The sequence below is a fragment of the Rhodococcus sp. 008 genome (assembly GCF_001682295.1).
Taxonomy (GTDB): Bacteria; Actinomycetota; Actinomycetes; order Mycobacteriales; family Mycobacteriaceae; genus Rhodococcus_F; species Rhodococcus_F qingshengii.
Genome location: NZ_CP012749.1, coordinates 4,886,274 through 4,904,457, shown reverse-complemented (window position 1 = coordinate 4,904,457; position 18,184 = coordinate 4,886,274). Strand labels below are relative to the sequence as shown.

Here is an 18,184-nt window from a genome sequence, read left to right as displayed (position 1 = left end):
TATGGCTGTCGGACACCCGTAATGTGCGTTGAGTGACTTCCATCGATGACCTGAGCAAAGTGACCCTCGACGAGGGCGTACTCCGCATCACCATTTCCACCGCCGCCAACGGCACCTCCCTCGACGACGAAGGACTGGTTCAGGGCGCGCAGGCGCTCGAGACAGTCGGAAACGACATCGGGAGCATCCTTCTGGTCGGCGAAGGCGCAAACTTCTGTGCCGGCGGCAACGTCCGTGCGTTCGCCGCAGCCCCTGACCGCGGCGAGTACGTGACCGAGGTTGCCCGCGTCTTCCACGTGTTCGTTCGCGCGCTCGACGCTGCGAGCGCTCCAGTGGTGGCCGGGGTCCACGGATGGGCTGCCGGCGCCGGAATGAGCCTGGTCTGCCTCGCCGACGTCGCAATCGGCGGCACCGGCACCAAGCTTCGCCCCGCGTACCCCTCCATCGGTTTCACCCCCGACGGCGGAATGTCGTGGACGCTTCCACGCATCGTCGGCGTGGCACGCGCTCGCGAGATTCTTCTCAACGATTCGGTGATCGGTGGCGACGAAGCCGTCCGCCTGGGGATCCTCACCCGACTCGTCGGTGACGACGAGGTCCAAGAAGAGGCAGCTCGCCTCGCCCGCGCTCTGGCCAACGGACCGAGTACGTCGTACTCGGGAATCAAAGCACTGCTGCGTTCGTCGCGGACGAACTCGCTCGCCGAGCAACTCGACGCCGAAGCCGCGTCCATCGCCATCGCAGCGAACAGCCCGATCGGACGCGAGGGCGTCGACGCGTTCGTCGACAAGCGTCGGCCCGATTTCACTTCCGCAAAGCAGGCCTAGTCGAACTGCCGTGCCGAACGTCGCGACTCGACGTTCGGCAGGCCGGTTCGTGCAGACACCGTTCGATCAGCCCAGATTCCAGTCGACCGGATCGGCTCCGAGTCCGGTCAAGAGTTCGTTCGCACGACTGAAGGGGCGCGAACCGAAGAAGCCACGCGAGGCCGAAAGCGGTGACGGGTGCGCGGATTCGATGATCGGTGTGTCGCCGAGCATCGGCGCGAGAGTGGCCGCGTCACGACCCCACAAGATCGCCACCATCGGCGACGACCGCGCGACCAGAGCGCGGATAGCCTGCTCGGTCACCGGCTCCCAGCCCTTCTTACGATGAGAAGCGGCTTGACCCGGCTGCACGGTGAGAACGCGATTGAGAAGCAGCACACCTTGTTTCGACCACGGTGTCAGATCGCCGTTCGGCGGTATCGGCAACCCGAGATCCTGGTGATACTCCTTGTAGATGTTGCCGAGACTTCGCGGAACCGGCCGCACGTCCGGTGCAACCGAAAAGCTCAACCCGACAGCGTGACCGGGCGTCGGATAAGGGTCCTGACCGACGATGAGCACTCGAACGTCCTCGAAAGGGTTCGTGAACGCACGCAAGACGTTCTCCCCCGCCGGCAGGTACTCCCGTCCCGCAGCGATCTCTTCGCGCAAGAACTTACCCATCGCGGTGATCTGCTCCGACACCGGTTCGAGTGCTCGCGCCCACCCTGGGTCGACGATCTCTGCAAGCGGCGCCATCAGTCGAGCCTGCGCAACGCGTCGCGGTAGTACGCCGCATTGGCTGCGTACATCTTGACGTTGCCGTCGAGGTGACCGAGCGGAACCTCGTATCCCGCACGGACCTTGGCGGGGACACCGAGTGCCATGCTGCGCGGCGGAACCTGCATCTTGTTGGCCACCACCGCACCAGCGGCGACGATCGACCCCGTCCCGATCACCGTTCCGTTGAGAACAACTGACCCCGACGCGATCAGGCAATGGTCCTCGATGGTCGATCCCTCGATGTGCGCGTTGTGGCCCACGACGCAACCGGAACCGATGACAGTCGCATCGACGGCGGTGCAATGGATGACGGTTCCGTCCTGGATGTTCGATCCGATTCCCACCGAAATGGTTCCGTAGTCACCACGCAATACCGCTTGCGGCCAGATCGAGGTACCCGCTGCGAGAGTCACGGCGCCGATCACCACCGCGTCCGGGTGGACGTATGCGTCCGGATGAATGTCCGGAACTCTGTCTCCAAGTGCGTATACAGCCATGAAAGCAACCTATACCGCGGTGGTACCGGTGGTCGAAAAGCTGTGCCAGCCCCCGCCGCTCTCGCGAAGCGAACCGTCGACGCTCACGCCCGAACCGGCGGCAACCTCACCGATCACGATCCAACCCGACGGAATCTCGACCTCAGGCCCGAAAGTTGCTGCGAATCCGTGATCTTCACCACCGGAGAGGATCCAGTCCAGCGGATCGACGTCGAGCGCCTCGGCCGCCGATGCGACATCGGGTGAGGTCGGAACCGCAGCCGAGAAGATGTCGAACCGCGCGTGCGAGGCCTCTGCGAGATGTCGAAGATCCGCGATCAATCCGTCGGACACGTCCGTCATGGAATGTGCTGATTCTACGGCGTCCCATGCCGATTGATACGGAGGATTCGGAACGCGATGGGAGGCAAGCAAATCTGGAAAGTTTGCGGGCTTGTCGAGCAGTACGGCTTCGTCGAGCAGTAGTGCCAACCCTGCTGCCGAGCAACCGAACAACCCGGCGACCGCGATCTTGTCACCGATCTTTGCTCCCGAACGCAGAACTGCCGCACGGCCACCGAGATCGCCGAGCACGGTCACCGACACCACGATCACCGGTGACTGGACCAGGTCACCGCCGACCACACCGGCACCCAGATCGGTTGCCGCGTCCCAGATTCCCGCGGAGATTGCGTCGACCACGTCGACGGGTGTCGAAGGCGGGCACCCCAGAGACACCGTGAAGGCCGTCGGCCGCGCTCCCATCGAGACCACATCAGCAGCGTTCTGTGCCACTGCCTTCCGGCCGATGTCGCGTGGTGAAGACCAATCCATTCGGAAATGTCGACCTTCGACCAACATGTCGGACGAGACAACCACACGGCCGTCTCCGGAAGTCACGATGGCGGCATCGTCACCCGGCCCCAATTCAGTGGTGACCGGTTGGATTCGGCCGAGAAGAGATCGCGCGATCACGTCGAACTCCCCCACCTGCTCGACAGTGGGCTCCGACCCGAACTCCGATGACGCAGTGAACTCTGATGATGCAGTGAACTCCGATGATGCGATGAGTCTCTCCAATGCCGACGCAATTCGCTCGTAAGCGGCCTGCGGTACCTTCTAGCTGTGGTCGTGAATGCTTCTGCAAGCTCACGCGTGTGTCGGCAATCCTACCGATTCACCGACATGCTCTCAGAAGTGACAAGACCGCTGATCGACTGGACCAGGACCCGAGCGAAGAACTGAGCATGGCAGAAAACACCTCCACCGCAGACAACGCCGACATCGACCCCGACGGCGACGACGATCCGTCAGAGCGCCGCAGTCCGGCGCTGATCGCCACCGCCATCGCACTCCCGGTAGCCCTGATCGTCGGAGTAGTGATCGCGGCCGTCGTCGCGGGAAACAACCCTGAACTCTCGCCGGTTGCATTGGGACCCGTACCGGCACCGGCAGCGGAGTCGCCGGCCTGCGTTTCCCTTCTCGGCGCGCTCCCCGACAAGATCGACGACTTCACGAAAGCCGAATTGGTAGAACCTGCTCCGGCCGGTGCGGCAGCGTGGCAGCGCAGCGAAGGAGAGCCGATCGTCTTGCGCTGCGGACTCGACCGTCCGTCCGAGTTCGACCAGGCTGCAGCACTACAGGTCGTGAACGGAGTCCAGTGGTTCCAGGTCTCGGGAACCGACATCGGTTTGGCGGCGAGCACTTGGTTTGCCGTAGACCGCGGTGAATACGTCGGTATCACGATCCCCGACGGGACCGGTCCGACGCCGATTCAGGAAATCTCCGACACCATCACGGCGACTCTCGAACAGAAGCCTCTCGACCCGGCGCCGGTCGCGGTTCCCTGATCAGCGAAGGCCGGTGCCGCGAGCGACGGCGGTGTCGACCAGAGTCGAAATCAAAGTGCGGTAATCGATTCCGGTGGCGTTCCACATCTTCGGGTACATCGAGATGGAAGTGAACCCGGGCATCGTGTTGATCTCGTTGATCACCGGGCCGTCAGCCGTGACGAAGAAATCGACCCGCGAGAGTCCCTGGCAATCGAGTGCCTTGAACGCGCGGACAGCAAGCTCTCGAATCTGGTCGCTCACCGACTCGTCGAGTTTCGCGGGGATGTCGAATTCACACACGTCGTCGAGGTACTTGGTGTCGAAGTCGTAGAACGCGTCCGAATCGGCGTCGGAATCCGGCATCCGGATCTCGGCGACCACACTCGCCTTGACGTCGCCGTTCGGGAATTCGAGGACACCGCATTCCACCTCGCGGCCGATGATCGCGCCTTCGACGATCACCTTGGGATCATGCAGGCGTGCATGAGCGATCGCCCCGTCCAGACCGTCCCAATTGCTCACCCGAGTGATGCCGATGGACGAGCCTCCACGAGCGGGCTTGACGAAAACCGGAAGGCCCAATTCCGCCTTCTGCTCTTCGGTCAGCGTTGCGGTTCCCGGTCGAAGCACGACCTGCACTCCGACGGGAAGTCCTTCAGCAGCAAGAAGCTTCTTCGTGAACTCTTTGTCCATGCCGGCGGCGCTGGCCAGAACTCCGGGTCCGACGTACGGAACCCCGGCAAGTTCGAGCAGACCCTGGATCGTGCCGTCTTCGCCGTAAGCCCCATGAAGAACGGGGAACACGACGTCGACCGACGCGAGCACAGCACCGGCGTCGGAGCCGTCGAAGGAGATGACCTCGCCCTCGCGGGTGGGGTCCGCGCTGAGGACCACCGACGTTCCGTCTTTGTCGACCGACGGCAGCGCGCGCCCGCTGATCGCGAGGGAACTGGGGTCGCTCGAACCGAGCACCCAGGAACCGTCGACGGTGATGCCGATCGGTACGACGTCGTACCGATCGGGGTCGAGGTTGCTCAGGACGCTTCCGGCGGAAACACAGGACACTGAATGCTCATTGCTCCGGCCACCGAAGATCACGGCCACGCGGGTACGACTGCTGTTCACGCGTCAAACCGTACCGCCGAATCGACTGCGGCACGCGATCGGGCCGGACCGATTTCGTCGACCCGGCCCGTTTACGCGTCGAGTGCGCGCTCGATGTCGGCCAGGAGATCGGCGGTGTCCTCGATGCCACAAGCGATTCGGACAAACCCCGCACTGACCGGATCGCCCCAGCGCGCACGGCGATCCGCCGTCGTGTGGATCCCGCCGAAGCTGGTAGCAGCCGTGACGAGAGCGCTCGCTTCGACGAACGAGTGGAATGCCTGAGCCGAATCCAACTCGACGCTCACCAATCCACCGAATCGATTCATCTGACCGGATGCCGTTGCATAGGACGGGTCACCGCGAAGGCCGGGGTAACGAACGGACCGGACTGCTTTGTGATCCACCAACATCTCGGCAAGCGCCAGCGCGTTGTCGCACTGACGCCCGAATCGCAGGCCTGCCGTGCCGAGACTCCGGTGCGCAAGCCACGTCTCGAAGGGGCCGAGCACCGTTCCCGAGAGAAGTCGCTCACGCTCGATTTGCCGACTCACCGCCGTATCGGAGGTGGCGACGTAACCCATCAGGAGGTCACTGTGCCCGCTGAGAGCCTTGGTACCGCTGGCCACCACGACGTCGGCACCCAATTCGAGCGGGCGCTGACCCAGCGGTGTCGCGGTCGTGTTGTCGACGATCAGCAGCGCACCCGAACGGTGGCACACGTCGGCGAGCACGCGAAGGTCGACCACGTCCAGCACCGGGTTGGACGGCGTCTCGGCGACGACGACCACGCGGCCCGGTGACGCGTCGAGCAGATCTACGAAGCTCGCGTCGCCCATCTGCAGAGTCGAAACCTCGCGAACGGTGATTCCCAACGGCGCGAGGCGCTCGTTCGCGTACAACCGCACTTGGTAATACCCGTCCGAGGGCACGACGACGGTATCCCCCGCGACGAGGACGCTGCGCAAGGTAGCGGTGATCGCGGACATCCCCGATCCCATGACGAGGGCGTGGTCCGCTCTCTCGAGCGCCGCGAGCGCGGATTCGAGTCCGCGCCAACCCGGGTTCGATGCACGTGCATAGATATCGGACTCGGAACCTTCGTCCGCCGAAAGTTGGTACGGCGCAGCGAATATCGGGCCCAGTTGCATGGGCTGACCCGCGGCGTGTTCGCGCGCGACGGCGCTCACGCTGCGCGTCGAATCCCCGTAATCCTCGAAGCGACCCACACCGATTTCACTCATTCCGGCTTCGTCCGGCGTCCGAGCAACTGACCGATCGCATCGCTGACGGCCATGCCTTCGTGGCACACCCGGTGGACCGCGTCGGTCAACGGCATCTCCACGTCGTATCCGGCAGCGAGTGCGCGTACCGACGTGCACGACTTCACGCCCTCGGCGACCTGACCGTTGGTTGCCTTCTGTGCCGACTCCATCGACCCGCCTCGTCCGAGCCGCTCTCCGAACGTCCGGTTTCGCGACAACTCGGACGTGCAGGTCGCTACCAGGTCACCGACGCCCGCCAAGCCTGCAAGAGTCGACGCCTTGGCGCCGAGCGCAACGCCGAGACGAATCGTCTCGGCGAGCCCACGGGTGATGATGCTGGCAACCGTGTTGTCGCCGAATCCACTGCCGGCGGCCATGCCGCAGGCCAGCGCGATCACGTTCTTACACGCACCACCGATCTCGCATCCGATGACGTCGGAGTTGGTGTACGGCCTGAAATAGCCGGTAGCACAAGCATCCTGGAGAGCGAGGGCACGCGAGGAATCCGAACAGGCGATCACCGTCGCCGCGGGCTGCCCGCCGGCGATCTCGTGTGCAAGGTTCGGGCCCGAGAGCACCGCGACGCGCCCCGGTTCCACGCCGGTCACCGACACGATGACCTGGCTCATGCGCATGAGCGTCCCGGTCTCGATTCCCTTGGCCAGACTCAGCAGAGTCGCATCGGGTCCGATCGAGCCTTTCCACTGCTCCAGGTTTGCTCGTAGCGACTGCGAGGGAACCGCCAGCACGATGAAGTCAGCACCTGCCATCGCCTCCTCGTGGTGGTGGGTCGCGCGAATCGACGAAGGCAAAGCAATGCCTGGCAGATAGTCGCTGTTCTCGTGCGTGGTGTCGATGCGCTTCGCGACCTCTTCACGCCTGGCCCACATCGTCACGTCGGTTCCGGCCTCGGCCATCACCTTCGCCAACGCCGTTCCCCACGAACCTGCGCCCAATACAGCTGCCTTACTCACACGCTCACCCCGTCTACCCGGCGAAGCGGGTCGCCGCCAGAAAAATCGTCTGCACAGAGTATCGCCTGTGGTGCACTGCGGTGGGCAGCCGCGGACACCGAGCGTGATGACTGGCAAGATCGAGGGATGGACAGCGCGGAACCCCCGTACCCACACGCCGTGGAGACACCGCATGCGCGCACGGAGATCGAACGCCCCATGCATGCGATAGTGGCCGTCAAGTCCTTGAGATCGGCCAAGTCCCGCCTCGCGGGCGAACTCGACTCGGACGCGCGTGCAGACCTCGTGTTGGCCATGCTTCACGACACCCTCGCCACAGTTGCAGCCGTCTCGGCCATCGACAGCGTCACAGTGGTCACCCCAGACCCCACCGTTGCCGCCCTTGCATATTCCGTCGGCGTGACGGTCTACGCCGATCCAGCTCCCGACGGCGCCCGAACCAACGGCGCAACACCGCGCACGGAGGAAACCCTCAACGCGGCGTTGAGTGCAGCGGCCGCCGATATCCGAGCCAAGCGCGGAGTGGTCGACCTCGTTGTGCTGCAAGCCGACTTGCCCGCCATGCAACCGAGCGAACTGACGGAGGCCGTGGCCGCGGCCCGAAGCGGCGGACGTTCAGTCGTCGTCGATCACCACGGCACCGGCACTTCCGCATTGTTTGCGTGCGGCGAAAGCGCGCTCGACCCTCGGTTCGGGCCGGAATCCGCACTTGGACATGCCAATTCAGGTGCTCGTCCACTCAACGGCCAATGGCCGGGACTGCGCACCGACGTCGACACCCATGCCGATCTCGGCACTGTGCGAGCACTGGGAGTAGGCCCCGCGACATCGGCTTCGTTGACCAGACTCAAGGCCACGCCGTCGAACAGTCGATGAATTTTCTTTCATCGATTGTCGGACCGCGCGATTGTGGGGGATGATCGACGAGTGAGCAATGGCGAAGCACTCGAAAACCGTATTTCCGAAGACCAGTCGGACGGAGACCACAGCTCCGGCCGGCACGAGAACGGCACGGCCACCTCGCCGCGATCTCAGGCCGTCGCGGTCGCCACCAACATCCCGGGCGCTCCCCCTGCAGCTACCAAGGCAGAGCTACCCGAATTGCTCGTCGGACTTCCCGAGGATCGTTACCTCAACCGCGAACTCAGCTGGCTCGATTTCAATGCCCGTGTTCTCGCATTGGCTGCCGACGAGTCACTGCCGTTGCTCGAACGCGCAAAGTTCCTCGCCATCTTCGCTTCCAATCTCGACGAATTTTTCATGGTCCGGGTCGCCGGACTCAAGCGCCGCGACGAGACGGGACTGTCGGTCAGGTCCGCCGACGGCCTCTCCCCACGCGAACAATTGGCGCTCATCGCGCGTCGCACCCAGGAACTCGCTGACAAGCACGCACACGTGTTTCTCGACTCGGTCCGCCCTGCCCTGGCGGCAGAAGGCATTTCAATTGTTCGATGGGCCGACCTCAGTGCCGACGATCACGGCCGGCTCTCGGCGCATTTCCACGAGCAGGTCTTCCCGGTACTGACGCCGTTGGCAGTCGATCACGCCCACCCGTTCCCCTACATCAGCGGACTGAGCCTCAACCTCGCCGTGACAGTGAAGGACTCCGTCACCCGCGGCGAACACTTCGCTCGCGTCAAGGTTCCCGACAACGTCGGCCGGTTCGTGCGAGTCAAGAGCACGACATCTTCGTCCACCATCGATTCTTTCCTCCCGATGGAAGAACTGATTTCGGCTCATCTGGACGTGCTGTTCCCCGGAATGGAAATCGTCGAACATCACGCTTTCCGAATCACACGCAACGCCGATTTCGAGGTCGAAGAAGATCGGGACGAGGATCTGCTGCAGGCACTCGAACGTGAATTGGCGCGTCGTCGTTTCGGTTCACCCGTTCGCCTCGAAGTTGCCGACGACATGACCGAGCACATGCTCGAACTGCTTCTGCGTGAACTCGACGTCGATCCGGCCGACGTGATCGAGGTTTCCGGTCTCCTCGACTTGTCCTGCCTCTGGCAGGTTTACGCCGTCGACCGCCCCGCTCTCAAAGACGCTCCGTTCGTCCCGGCGACGCATCCGGCGTTCGGTGAACGCGAGACTCCGAAGAGCGTGTTCTCGACCCTGCGCGAAGGCGACGTGCTCGTCCACCACCCATACGACTCGTTTTCCACAAGCGTTCAACGCTTCATCGAACAGGCCGCCGCCGACCCGCAGGTGCTCGCGATCAAGCAGACCCTGTACCGCACTTCCGGCGACTCCCCCATCGTCAATGCACTGATCGACGCCGCCGAAGCGGGCAAGCAGGTTGTCGCGCTGGTGGAGATCAAGGCCCGCTTCGACGAGCAGGCCAACATCAAGTGGGCACGCAAACTCGAGCAGGCCGGCGTTCACGTCGTCTACGGTCTCGTCGGTCTCAAGACTCACTGCAAGACGTGCCTCGTCGTCAGACGAGAGGGCTCGACCATTCGTCGTTACTGCCACATCGGCACGGGCAACTACAACCCGAAGACCGCGCGCATGTACGAGGACGTCGGATTGCTCACCGCAGCACCGGAGATCGGTGCAGACCTCACCGACCTCTTCAACTCGCTGACCGGATACTCCCGAAAGACGAGCTACCGCAACCTTCTCGTAGCGCCGTACGGGGTTCGCCGCGGGATCATCGAGCGGATCGACAACGAGATCGCTCACAAGCTCGCAGGCCGCGATGCCGGTATCCGCTTGAAGGCCAACGCATTGGTCGACGAGCAGGTCATCGACGCGTTGTACCGCGCATCCAAGGCCGGTATCCCCGTCGAGATCGTGGTCCGCGGAATCTGCGCGCTCAAGCCGGGCGTTCCCGGCCTCAGCGAAAACATCGAAGTACGTTCCATTCTCGGACGCTTCCTCGAACACTCGCGAATGTTCCATTTCCGCTCGGCCGACGAATTCTGGATCGGCAGCGCAGACATGATGCACCGCAACCTCGATCGCCGCGTCGAGGTCATGGTGCAGGTCAAGGACCCGAAACTGTCGAAGCAACTCGGTGACATCTTCGACTCCGCGCTCGATCCCCGAACTCGCTGCTGGGTACTGCATCCGGACGGGAGTTGGGTCGCTGCCCCCGAACGCGGTGAGGACGTACGTGAGCATCAACAGTCGTTGATGCGCAGCCGCACCGCCAGCGGGTCTTGACGGGCTCGGATCACACAATGAACGACAAGCCGGTCAAAGCCAACATCTTTGCCGCAGGCGCGGTTCTGTGGCGGAAGGCTCCTCAGGATCCTTCCGCCATCGAGATCGCCGTCGTACATCGACCGAAGTACGACGACTGGTCATTCCCCAAAGGAAAGCTCGATCCCGGCGAGACCTTCTTGACCGCAGCAGTTCGGGAGGTCCGCGAAGAGACCTCGATCACCGGACGTTTCGGAAGGCACCTCGGTGGCGTGACGTACCCGATCCCGGGACATCGCAAACTCAAACGGGTCGAATACTGGTCGGCCGAAGCAGTGGACGGAGATTTCGGGCCGAATAGCGAAGTGGATGTTCTCTATTGGCTTCCGGTCACCGAGGTCGCCGATCATCTTTCCTACCCGATGGATCGAATGATTCTTCGCCGCTTCGTTTCCCTTCGGCCTGACACGAAAACGGTATTACTCGTCCGCCACGCAAAAGCTGGGAGCCGTAAGCGATACAAGGGCGACGACAATGTGCGTCCACTCGACGCCAAGGGCAAAGAGCAATCCGCCGCCTTGGTCGAACAGCTGAAAATCTTCGGAGCCGATTCGGTTTTCGCGGCTGACCGTACGCGCTGCATCGACACTGTGATGCCATTGGCGGAGGCATTGGGTGTAGAGATTTCGACGGAACCTCTTCTGACCGAAGAAGGTTACGAGGCCGATCCCGACGCCGCCAGGGCGCGTGCGCTGCAGATCGCCGCGCTGGAGGGCACTCCCGTAATCTGCAGCCAAGGAGGCGTCATCCCCGATTTGATGCGCTGGTGGGCTGATACGGCCGGTATAACACTGCCCTCGGCGCGCAACCGTAAGGCGAGCACTTGGGTGCTCTCGTTCCTCGACGGCCGTCTCGTCGCCGCGGATCACCTCGACAGCCCGCTCCCCAAAGTCGCCAACTCCTGAGGGATTTGGACCAACCGACACTCAGCTCGATTCGGTAGTTTTGCAAAGCACTGAAACACAGGAGAATTCACACTTCTCCCAGACAGCAAAAAGAGGTGCAGCCGCGGATCTGATCCGCGGCTGCACCTCTTTGTCTTACGGCATCGGGTTTTTCACCCGAACGCGACTACTTTGCGCGCTTGGCCGGAGCCTTCTTGGCCGGAGCCTTCTTGGCTGCGGTCTTGGCGGGAGCCTTCTTGGCCGGAGCCTTCTTGGCCGGAGCCTTGGCTGCGGTCTTGGCCGGAGCCTTCTTGGCGGGAGCCTTGGTGGCAACCGTCTTCTTGGCTGCGGTCTTGGCCGGAGCCTTCTTGGCAGGAGCCTTGGTGGCAACCGTCTTCTTGGCTGCGGTCTTGGCCGGAGCCTTCTTGGCGGGAGCCTTCGCGGCAACCGTCTTCTTGGCTGCGGTCTTGGCCGGAGCCTTCTTGGCCGGAGCCTTCTTGGCTGCGGTCTTCTTGGCAGCAGCCTTCTTGGCTGCAGCCTTGGTGGCCGGTGCTGCTACGCCACGCTTGACTGCCGGGCCGGTGGCCGGAAGCTTCTGTCCACCAGCGATAACAGCCTTGAACTGCGCACCCGGACGGAAAGCCGGAACCGACGTCGGCTTGACCTTGACGGTCTCGCCCGTACGCGGGTTGCGTGCAACACGTGCTGCACGACGACGCTGCTCGAAGACTCCGAAGCCGGTGATGGTCACGCTCTCGCCACGGTGGACGGCGCGGACGATGGTGTCCACGACGTGCTCCACTGCGTCGGTCGCTGTGCGCCTGTCCGAACCCAGCTTTTCAGTCAGAACATCGATGAGCTCTGCCTTGTTCATTGAAATTCCTCCGCTAATTGTGGTCCACCGTCGGACCGACTGAGAACCACGGTAAACCTGATAACGGCAAGAGTCTATGTGCCACGCCAATTCTCATTCAACGTGACTGCGAAATGGTGACCTATTTCTCTTCCCGCGCGGAGTTGCGGATTTCGGTTCAGCCCTGCGAAATTCGGGCTGGAAGGGTAGTCGGTTTCCATGAAGGCCTTGACTTTTCGAACTCGGAAATCGCGTCTACCTGCCGCAATGTCAGTCCGATGTCGTCGAGACCCTCCAGCAGACGCCACCGTGTGTAGTCGTCAATATTGAACGGCACCACCGTAGTTCCGGCGCTGACGGTCCGATTCTCGAGATCTACTGTCAATTCCAGTCCGGGCTGCTCTTCGAGCAACTTCCAGAGCAATTCGACGTCGCTCTGCTCGACCTGTGCCGCTACGAGACCGGCTTTTCCGGCGTTTCCGCGGAAGATGTCGGCGAACCGGGAAGCAATGACGACCCGAAATCCGAAGTCGGAGAGAGCCCACACGGCATGCTCACGCGAAGAGCCCGTGCCGAAATCGGGACCGGCCACGAGGACACTTCCCTTGTCGTACGGAGCCAGATTGAGAATGAAGTTGGGGTCGGTACGCCAGCCTGCGAACAGCCCGTCCTCGAATCCGGTGCGCGTCACCCGTTTCAGGTACACGGCAGGGATGATCTGGTCGGTATCGACATTCGAGCGTCGCAGCGGGACGCCGATACCCTTGTGCGTGGTAAAGGATTCCATCGAAATTCTCCTCGAGATGGTAAGTGGGTCAGACCAGATCGGCCGGTGCCGAGAGCGTTCCGCGGACCGCCGTGGCAGCCGCGACGAGCGGGGAAACCAGATGAGTCCGGCCGCCTTTACCCTGTCGGCCTTCGAAATTCCGGTTGGACGTCGATGCCGAACGCTCGCCGGGAGCAAGCTGGTCAGGGTTCATTCCCAAGCACATCGAGCAACCGGCCTGGCGCCATTCAGCCCCTGCCGCTGTGAAGATTTCACCGAGACCTTCGCTTTCGGCTTGAGCCCGCACCCGCATCGAGCCGGGAACGATGAGCATCCGAACGCCCTCTGCCACATGGCGACCCTCGAGCACCTCCGCCACTGCGCGCAGGTCTTCGATGCGTCCGTTGGTGCACGAACCGACGAACACGGTGTCGACAGAAACATCCCGAAGCGGCATACCGGCGTCGAGACCCATGTAGGTGAGCGCCTTCTCGGCTGCCTGACGCTCGCTCTCGTCGACGATCAGTTCGGGATCAGGCACACGGTCGCCGAGCGGCGCACCCTGTCCCGGATTGGTTCCCCACGTGACGAAAGGCGTCAATGCGCTTGCGTCGATGTGAACCTCGTTGTCGAATTCCGCGCCCTCGTCGGTCTTGAGCAACTCCCACGCGGCGACGGCTTCGTCCCACTCTGCGCCGGACGGTGCATGCGGACGGCCCTTGATGAACTCGTAAGTGGTCTCGTCCGGTGCGATCATGCCCGCGCGGGCTCCGGCCTCGATCGACATGTTGCAGATGGTCATACGAGCTTCCATCGACAGTTTGCGAATGGCCTCGCCGCGGTACTCCAGTACGTAGCCCTGGCCGCCGCCGGTGCCGATCTTGGCGATGACTGCGAGGATCAAGTCCTTGCTCGTGACGCCGGGAGGCAGCTCGCCGTCGACCGTGATCGCCATGGTCTTGAAGGGGCGCAACGACAATGTCTGCGTTGCCATCACATGCTCGACCTCGCTGGTGCCGATTCCCATTGCGAGCGCACCGAATGCGCCGTGCGTCGACGTATGACTGTCGCCGCACACCACGGTGGTTCCGGGCTGCGTCAGGCCGAGCTGCGGTCCGACCACATGCACGATGCCTTGGTCGAGATCGCCCATGCGGTGCAAGCGAACTCCGAACTCCTCGCAATTTCGGCGCAAGGTGTCGACCTGAGTCTTGGACACAGGATCTGCGATCGGCTTGTCGATGTCGATCGTCGGAACGTTGTGGTCCTCGGTGGCAATCGTCAGGTCGGGACGGCGCAACTGGCGTCCCGCCAGGCGAAGTCCGTCGAATGCCTGGGGGCTCGTCACTTCGTGAACGAGGTGGAGATCGATGTAGATGAGGTCGGGATCCTGCCCCTCCCCTTTCACGACAACGTGGTCGTCCCACACCTTCTCGGCGAGAGTGCGTGCTTTCTGTGCCATGTCTTCCACCTCTGTACGTAGCCTCGCGTCGGCGGACTACGGGCTGGCCCGCCGCGCGTGAAGTAGGTCCCCAGCCTTCACAGCAGATGCAGACTGTCCCGAGGAAATGCGCTATCCCTCCAGGAAATGCGCTATCCCTCCAGGAAATGCGGTAGCATCCCACTATGCGAGAATCTGGTATCGACCTATGAGACAGCATAGCGGCATCGGCGTCCTGGACAAAGCAATGGGCGTGCTTCATGCAGTAGCTGAGGAACCGTGCAGCCTCACCGAACTCTGTGCACGAACCGGTTTGCCGCGCGCGACCGCCCATAGACTCGCCGTCGGTCTCGAAGTCCATCGACTCCTCACTCGCGACTCGGACGGTCAGTGGTGCCCAGGGCCCGGACTCGCCGAACTCGCTGCCACCGCTAATGATCCACTCATTGCTGCGGCCGGACTCATCCTCCCCCGCCTTCGCGAAATCACCGGCGAAAGCGTCCAGCTGTACCGTCGCGAAGGCACACAACGCATCTGCGTCGCGTCGATGGAACCACCGACCGGCCTGCGTGACACGGTGCTCGTCGGAGCCCGACTGCCGATGAACGCCGGATCCGGCGCCAAGGTCCTTCTCGCATGGGCAGATCCACAAACCCAACGGACCGTCCTCGCCGATGCGTCGTTCGGCGAACGAGTGCTCCTCGAGGTTCGCCGGCGCGGCTGGGCACAGAGCGCGGCCGAACGTGAGCCCGGTGTCGCCAGCGTCGCGGCTCCCGTCCGAGACTCGGCAGGCGCTGTCATTGCCGCGATTTCGGTCTCCGGCCCCATCGATCGGATGGGTAGACGACCGGGAGCCCGCTGGGCGGCGGACCTTCTCGCAGCTGCCGAAGCGCTCCACAAGCGTCTGTAATTCGTGACACAGTAAGGCCTTCAGATCCTCGAGCACGTAGGAGTACGACGCGACCATGGCAGGAAAGCAGCGTAGTCAGATCACGATGACCGAGGCCGAAATCTCGAGCTTCGTCGAAAAGAGCCGTACGGCAACGATGGCGACGTTGAGCGCCGACGGAATGCCTCACCTGATCGCGATGTGGTTCGCGATAGTCGACGGCGAAATCTGGTTCGAGACCAAAGCCAAGTCGCAGAAGGCCGTCAATCTTCGCCGGGACGCCCGAATGTCCGTCCTGATCGAAGACGGTCAGACGTACGACACGCTCCGAGGAGTCTCGATGGAGGGTACCGGGGTCATCGTCGAAGATCCGGAAGCCCTCTTCGCTGTGGGAATCAGCGTCTGGGAGCGATACACGGGCCCGTACACCGACGATCTCCGCCCGGCCGTCGACGCGATGCTCCACAAGCGCGTCGCGGTACGGTTCGTTCCCGATCGAACTCGTTCGTGGGATCACCGCAAGCTCGGGATGCCTGCGATGCCTCTTTCCGGCTCTACCGCACCGCCGCCGCAGCCCTGAGATTCGTGAGCGGAAAAATCACGAGCAATCGAATTCGGGCCGGCGTAGTTTCACCAACAGGCCCAACAACAAGGAGTGAGCATATGAGCGATCTCGACAGCAACACCCCGTCCGAACCCGAATCCCAATCGGAGGAAACCAAACGAAAGTTCCGTGAGGCCCTCGAACGGAAGAATCATCAGAACGCCAAATCGACCGACCATCGCGACGGACAGTCCAAGGTCCACAACACGCATGGCCCCGCCGATCACAAGCGAGAGTTCCGCCGTAAGAGCGGATAACCGATCGCGGACAACAGAGTGAGATGACGATCACCCCCAGTCGAATTCGACTGGGGGTGATCGTTTTTCGCATCGCCGGAAACATTTCCCGCACATACGAAAAGACCCCCCCGATCAATGATCGGAGGGTCTTTCCTTTGTAGCCCCGACGGGATTCGAACCCGCGCTACCGCCTTGAGAGGGCGGCGTCCTAGGCCGCTAGACGACGGGGCCAAGACACGCTTTTAAACGTGGTATTTCAGTCTTGCTCTTGGATGCTCAGCAAGCTTAGCTTGTCTGAGTCCGGCCACAAAATCGACCGGATTTCCGCTGGGGTACCAGGACTCGAACCTAGAATGGCGGTACCAGAAACCGCTGTGTTGCCAATTACACCATACCCCAAGGTCTTGCTCACCAGCCTTGCCCGATCCGCTTCGCTGTTGTGCTCGGCGGCTCGTCTCCGGCCGAAAAGAAGATTACCAGTACCCCTGCCCCAAATACCAAATCGTATGGTCACAGGAGGTTTTTGCTTCATTTTCGGCCGGAAGACCGTCCGATCTAGGCGGTTACCGCTGCCCTACCGGCGCGCAACCGAGCGAGCGAGACCTCACGACCGAGCAATTCCATCGACTCGTACAGCGGAGGGCTGATGTGAGAGCCCGTGATCGCGACCCGAACCGGAGCGAAGGCCTTACGCGGTTTGAGCTCCAGATCCTCGATGAGGGCCTTCTTGAGTGCTTCCTCGATACTGGCCGCCGACCACTCTGAGATGGCATCGAGCGCCGCAAGAGACGCGTCCAGAACCGGACCGGCATCTTCCTTCAAGTTCTTTGCCGCCGCGGCCGGATCGAGAGCAAACGACGCCTCGTCGACGAACAGGAATTTCAGCAGATCCCACGCGTCGGACAGGACGACGATGCGCGTCTGCACGAGGTCCGCCGCAACAGTGAACGTCGCTTCGTCGACGTCGGCGCCGATGTGTCCGTGCTCCACCAGGAACGACTTCAGACGACCGGCGAAGTCGGCCGGCTCGAGCAGACGAATGTGCTCGGCATTGATCGCGTCGGCCTTCTTCTGGTCGAAGCGGGCAGGATTGGAGTTGACCTTGGAGACGTCGAAGGCCGCAACCATCTCGTCGAGCGAGAAGACATCGTGATCGTCGGCGATGCTCCACCCGAGCAGAGCCAAGTAGTTCAGCAATCCCTCGGGAATGAAGCCCCGATCGCGGTGGATGAAGAGGTTGGACTCGGGATCGCGCTTGGAAAGCTTCTTGTTGCCCTGACCCATCACGAAAGGCAAGTGCCCGAACGACGGTGTGAAATCGGCGACACCGATACGAATCAATGCCTCGTACAACGCGAGCTGACGCGGAGTCGAGGACAGCAGATCTTCGCCGCGCAGTACATGGGTGATCTTCATCAACGCGTCGTCGACCGGGTTGACCAAGGTGTACAGCGGAATGCCGTTGCCGCGAGTCAGCGCGAAGTCCGGAACGGTGCCTGCCTTGAACGTGGTCTCGCCCCGCACCAGGTCGTTCCAGGTCAGATCGTGATCGGGCATCCGGAGGCGGACGACGGGCTTGCGCCCCTCGGCGATGTAGGCAGCGCGCTGCTCGTCGCTGAGCTCGCGATCGAAGTTGTCGTATCCGAGCTTCGGATCGCGTCCGGCCGCCTTGTGTCGCGCTTCGACCTCCTCGTTGGTCGAGTAGGACTCGTAGGCCTCGCCCGCGGCCAGCAACTTGGCAACAACGTCGAGATGCAGGTCGCGACGCTCGGACTGGCGATACGGTGCGTGCGGCCCACCGACCTCCGGGCCTTCGTCCCAATTGAGCCCCAACCAGCGGAGGGCGTCGAGGATGGCCTGGTAGGACTCTTCACTGTCGCGCTGCGCATCGGTGTCTTCGATACGGAACACGAATGTGCCGCCGTGGTGTCGTGCGAATGCCCAGTTGAACAAGGCGGTGCGCACCAAACCCACGTGCGGGGTTCCGGTGGGTGACGGACAGAAACGGACGCGTACTTCGCTGTTGGTCATGGCTCACTTGGCTCGGCGATGATGGAT

General features: G+C 62.6%; 18 protein-coding genes and 2 tRNA genes. 8 read left to right on the top strand and 12 right to left on the bottom strand.

The genetic code is table 11. The features are described 5' to 3' along the window. Positions 1 to 32 precede the first annotated feature (32 nt). On the top strand, positions 33 to 827 hold the full coding sequence (locus AOT96_RS22835; RefSeq protein ID WP_065352372.1) for an enoyl-CoA hydratase-related protein: 795 nt from the start codon (positions 33 to 35) through the stop codon (positions 825 to 827). 66 nt (positions 828 to 893) lie between these two features. Here AOT96_RS22835 and AOT96_RS22830 read toward each other — a convergent pair whose 3' ends face one another. The 3 genes from AOT96_RS22830 to AOT96_RS22820 are packed head-to-tail and all read right to left on the bottom strand — an operon-like array spanning position 894 to position 3,040. Then, the gene (locus tag AOT96_RS22830) at positions 894 to 1,565 is read right to left on the bottom strand and encodes a uracil-DNA glycosylase (protein WP_042450832.1); all 672 of its coding nucleotides are present in this window, start codon (positions 1,563 to 1,565) and stop codon (positions 894 to 896) included. Further along, positions 1,565 to 2,086, bottom strand: coding sequence for a gamma carbonic anhydrase family protein (locus AOT96_RS22825; protein ID WP_003942761.1), 522 nt, complete (start codon positions 2,084 to 2,086; stop codon positions 1,565 to 1,567). The genes AOT96_RS22830 and AOT96_RS22825 overlap by 1 nt, the downstream gene beginning before the upstream one ends. 9 nt (positions 2,087 to 2,095) lie before the next feature. Beyond that, positions 2,096 to 3,040 carry a thiamine-phosphate kinase gene (locus AOT96_RS22820; RefSeq protein ID WP_065352919.1) on the bottom strand — a complete coding sequence of 315 codons (945 nt, stop codon included), beginning with the start codon at positions 3,038 to 3,040 and terminating at the stop codon, positions 2,096 to 2,098. A gap of 182 nt (positions 3,041 to 3,222) precedes the next feature. Here AOT96_RS22820 and AOT96_RS22815 point away from each other — a divergent pair, with 182 nt between their 5' ends. Next, the gene (locus AOT96_RS22815) at positions 3,223 to 3,915 is read left to right on the top strand and encodes a DUF3515 domain-containing protein (protein WP_081377619.1); all 693 of its coding nucleotides are present in this window, start codon (positions 3,223 to 3,225) and stop codon (positions 3,913 to 3,915) included. On the opposite strand, the gene AOT96_RS22810 is transcribed toward AOT96_RS22815, so the two are convergent. From AOT96_RS22810 to AOT96_RS22800, 3 genes are all read right to left on the bottom strand, one after another. Next, complete coding sequence (locus AOT96_RS22810) at positions 3,916 to 5,022, bottom strand: D-alanine--D-alanine ligase family protein (RefSeq protein WP_042450837.1); 1,107 nt, start codon at positions 5,020 to 5,022, stop codon at positions 3,916 to 3,918. Between the two features lie 71 nt (positions 5,023 to 5,093). Further along, the gene (locus tag AOT96_RS22805) at positions 5,094 to 6,245 is read right to left on the bottom strand and encodes a cystathionine gamma-lyase (protein WP_065352371.1); all 1,152 of its coding nucleotides are present in this window, start codon (positions 6,243 to 6,245) and stop codon (positions 5,094 to 5,096) included. Next, on the bottom strand, positions 6,242 to 7,240 hold the full coding sequence (locus tag AOT96_RS22800) for an NAD(P)H-dependent glycerol-3-phosphate dehydrogenase (RefSeq protein WP_030535420.1): 999 nt from the start codon (positions 7,238 to 7,240) through the stop codon (positions 6,242 to 6,244). Before AOT96_RS22800 ends, AOT96_RS22805 begins: the two co-directional genes overlap by 4 nt. Before the next feature lie 126 nt (positions 7,241 to 7,366). On the opposite strand from AOT96_RS22800, the gene cofC reads away from it, so the two are divergent. From cofC to AOT96_RS22785, 3 genes are all read left to right on the top strand, one after another. Further along, entirely contained in the window at positions 7,367 to 8,116 is a 750-nt protein-coding gene (gene cofC / locus AOT96_RS22795; protein ID WP_080552786.1) for a 2-phospho-L-lactate guanylyltransferase, read from the top strand. Between the two features lie 180 nt (positions 8,117 to 8,296). Beyond that, positions 8,297 to 10,411, top strand: coding sequence for an RNA degradosome polyphosphate kinase (locus tag AOT96_RS22790; protein ID WP_235867855.1), 2,115 nt, complete (start codon positions 8,297 to 8,299; stop codon positions 10,409 to 10,411). A 17-nt stretch (positions 10,412 to 10,428) separates the two neighbouring features. Beyond that, positions 10,429 to 11,355, top strand: coding sequence for a bifunctional NUDIX hydrolase/histidine phosphatase family protein (locus tag AOT96_RS22785; protein ID WP_047271273.1), 927 nt, complete (start codon positions 10,429 to 10,431; stop codon positions 11,353 to 11,355). 166 nt (positions 11,356 to 11,521) lie between these two features. Here AOT96_RS22785 and AOT96_RS22780 read toward each other — a convergent pair whose 3' ends face one another. The 3 genes from AOT96_RS22780 to leuC all read right to left on the bottom strand — a co-directional run bounded on the left by AOT96_RS22780 (position 11,522) and on the right by leuC (position 14,424). After that, a complete protein-coding gene (locus tag AOT96_RS22780; protein WP_047271271.1) occupies positions 11,522 to 12,208 on the bottom strand; it encodes an HU family DNA-binding protein in 687 nt (228 codons plus the stop codon). Between the two features lie 157 nt (positions 12,209 to 12,365). Continuing rightward, on the bottom strand, positions 12,366 to 12,974 hold the full coding sequence (gene leuD / locus AOT96_RS22775) for a 3-isopropylmalate dehydratase small subunit (protein ID WP_003944724.1): 609 nt from the start codon (positions 12,972 to 12,974) through the stop codon (positions 12,366 to 12,368). Positions 12,975 to 13,002: 28 nt separating this feature from the next. Next, positions 13,003 to 14,424, bottom strand: coding sequence for a 3-isopropylmalate dehydratase large subunit (gene leuC, locus AOT96_RS22770; RefSeq protein WP_003944727.1), 1,422 nt, complete (start codon positions 14,422 to 14,424; stop codon positions 13,003 to 13,005). Between the two features lie 178 nt (positions 14,425 to 14,602). Here leuC and AOT96_RS22765 point away from each other — a divergent pair, with 178 nt between their 5' ends. The 3 genes from AOT96_RS22765 (at position 14,603) to AOT96_RS22755 (ending at position 16,144) form a co-directional block, all read left to right on the top strand. Beyond that, the gene (locus tag AOT96_RS22765; protein WP_007729342.1) at positions 14,603 to 15,304 is read left to right on the top strand and encodes an IclR family transcriptional regulator; all 702 of its coding nucleotides are present in this window, start codon (positions 14,603 to 14,605) and stop codon (positions 15,302 to 15,304) included. 55 nt (positions 15,305 to 15,359) lie between these two features. Continuing rightward, positions 15,360 to 15,863 (top strand): pyridoxamine 5'-phosphate oxidase family protein, encoded by a 504-nt coding sequence (locus AOT96_RS22760; protein WP_003944740.1) that lies wholly within the window; start codon positions 15,360 to 15,362, stop codon positions 15,861 to 15,863. An 83-nt stretch (positions 15,864 to 15,946) separates the two neighbouring features. Next, positions 15,947 to 16,144, top strand: coding sequence for a DUF5302 domain-containing protein (locus tag AOT96_RS22755; protein WP_007729345.1), 198 nt, complete (start codon positions 15,947 to 15,949; stop codon positions 16,142 to 16,144). 140 nt (positions 16,145 to 16,284) lie between these two features. Here the strand turns inward: AOT96_RS22755 and AOT96_RS22750 are convergent. From AOT96_RS22750 to gltX, 3 genes are all read right to left on the bottom strand, one after another. Next, positions 16,285 to 16,357: transfer RNA gene (locus tag AOT96_RS22750), tRNA-Glu, on the bottom strand. A gap of 96 nt (positions 16,358 to 16,453) precedes the next feature. Continuing rightward, positions 16,454 to 16,525, bottom strand: a tRNA-Gln gene (locus AOT96_RS22745). A gap of 156 nt (positions 16,526 to 16,681) precedes the next feature. Further along, positions 16,682 to 18,157: a glutamate--tRNA ligase gene (gene gltX / locus AOT96_RS22740; protein WP_003944712.1), complete on the bottom strand. Its 1,476-nt coding sequence runs from the start codon at positions 18,155 to 18,157 to the stop codon at positions 16,682 to 16,684. Between the last annotated feature and the right edge of the window lie 27 nt (positions 18,158 to 18,184).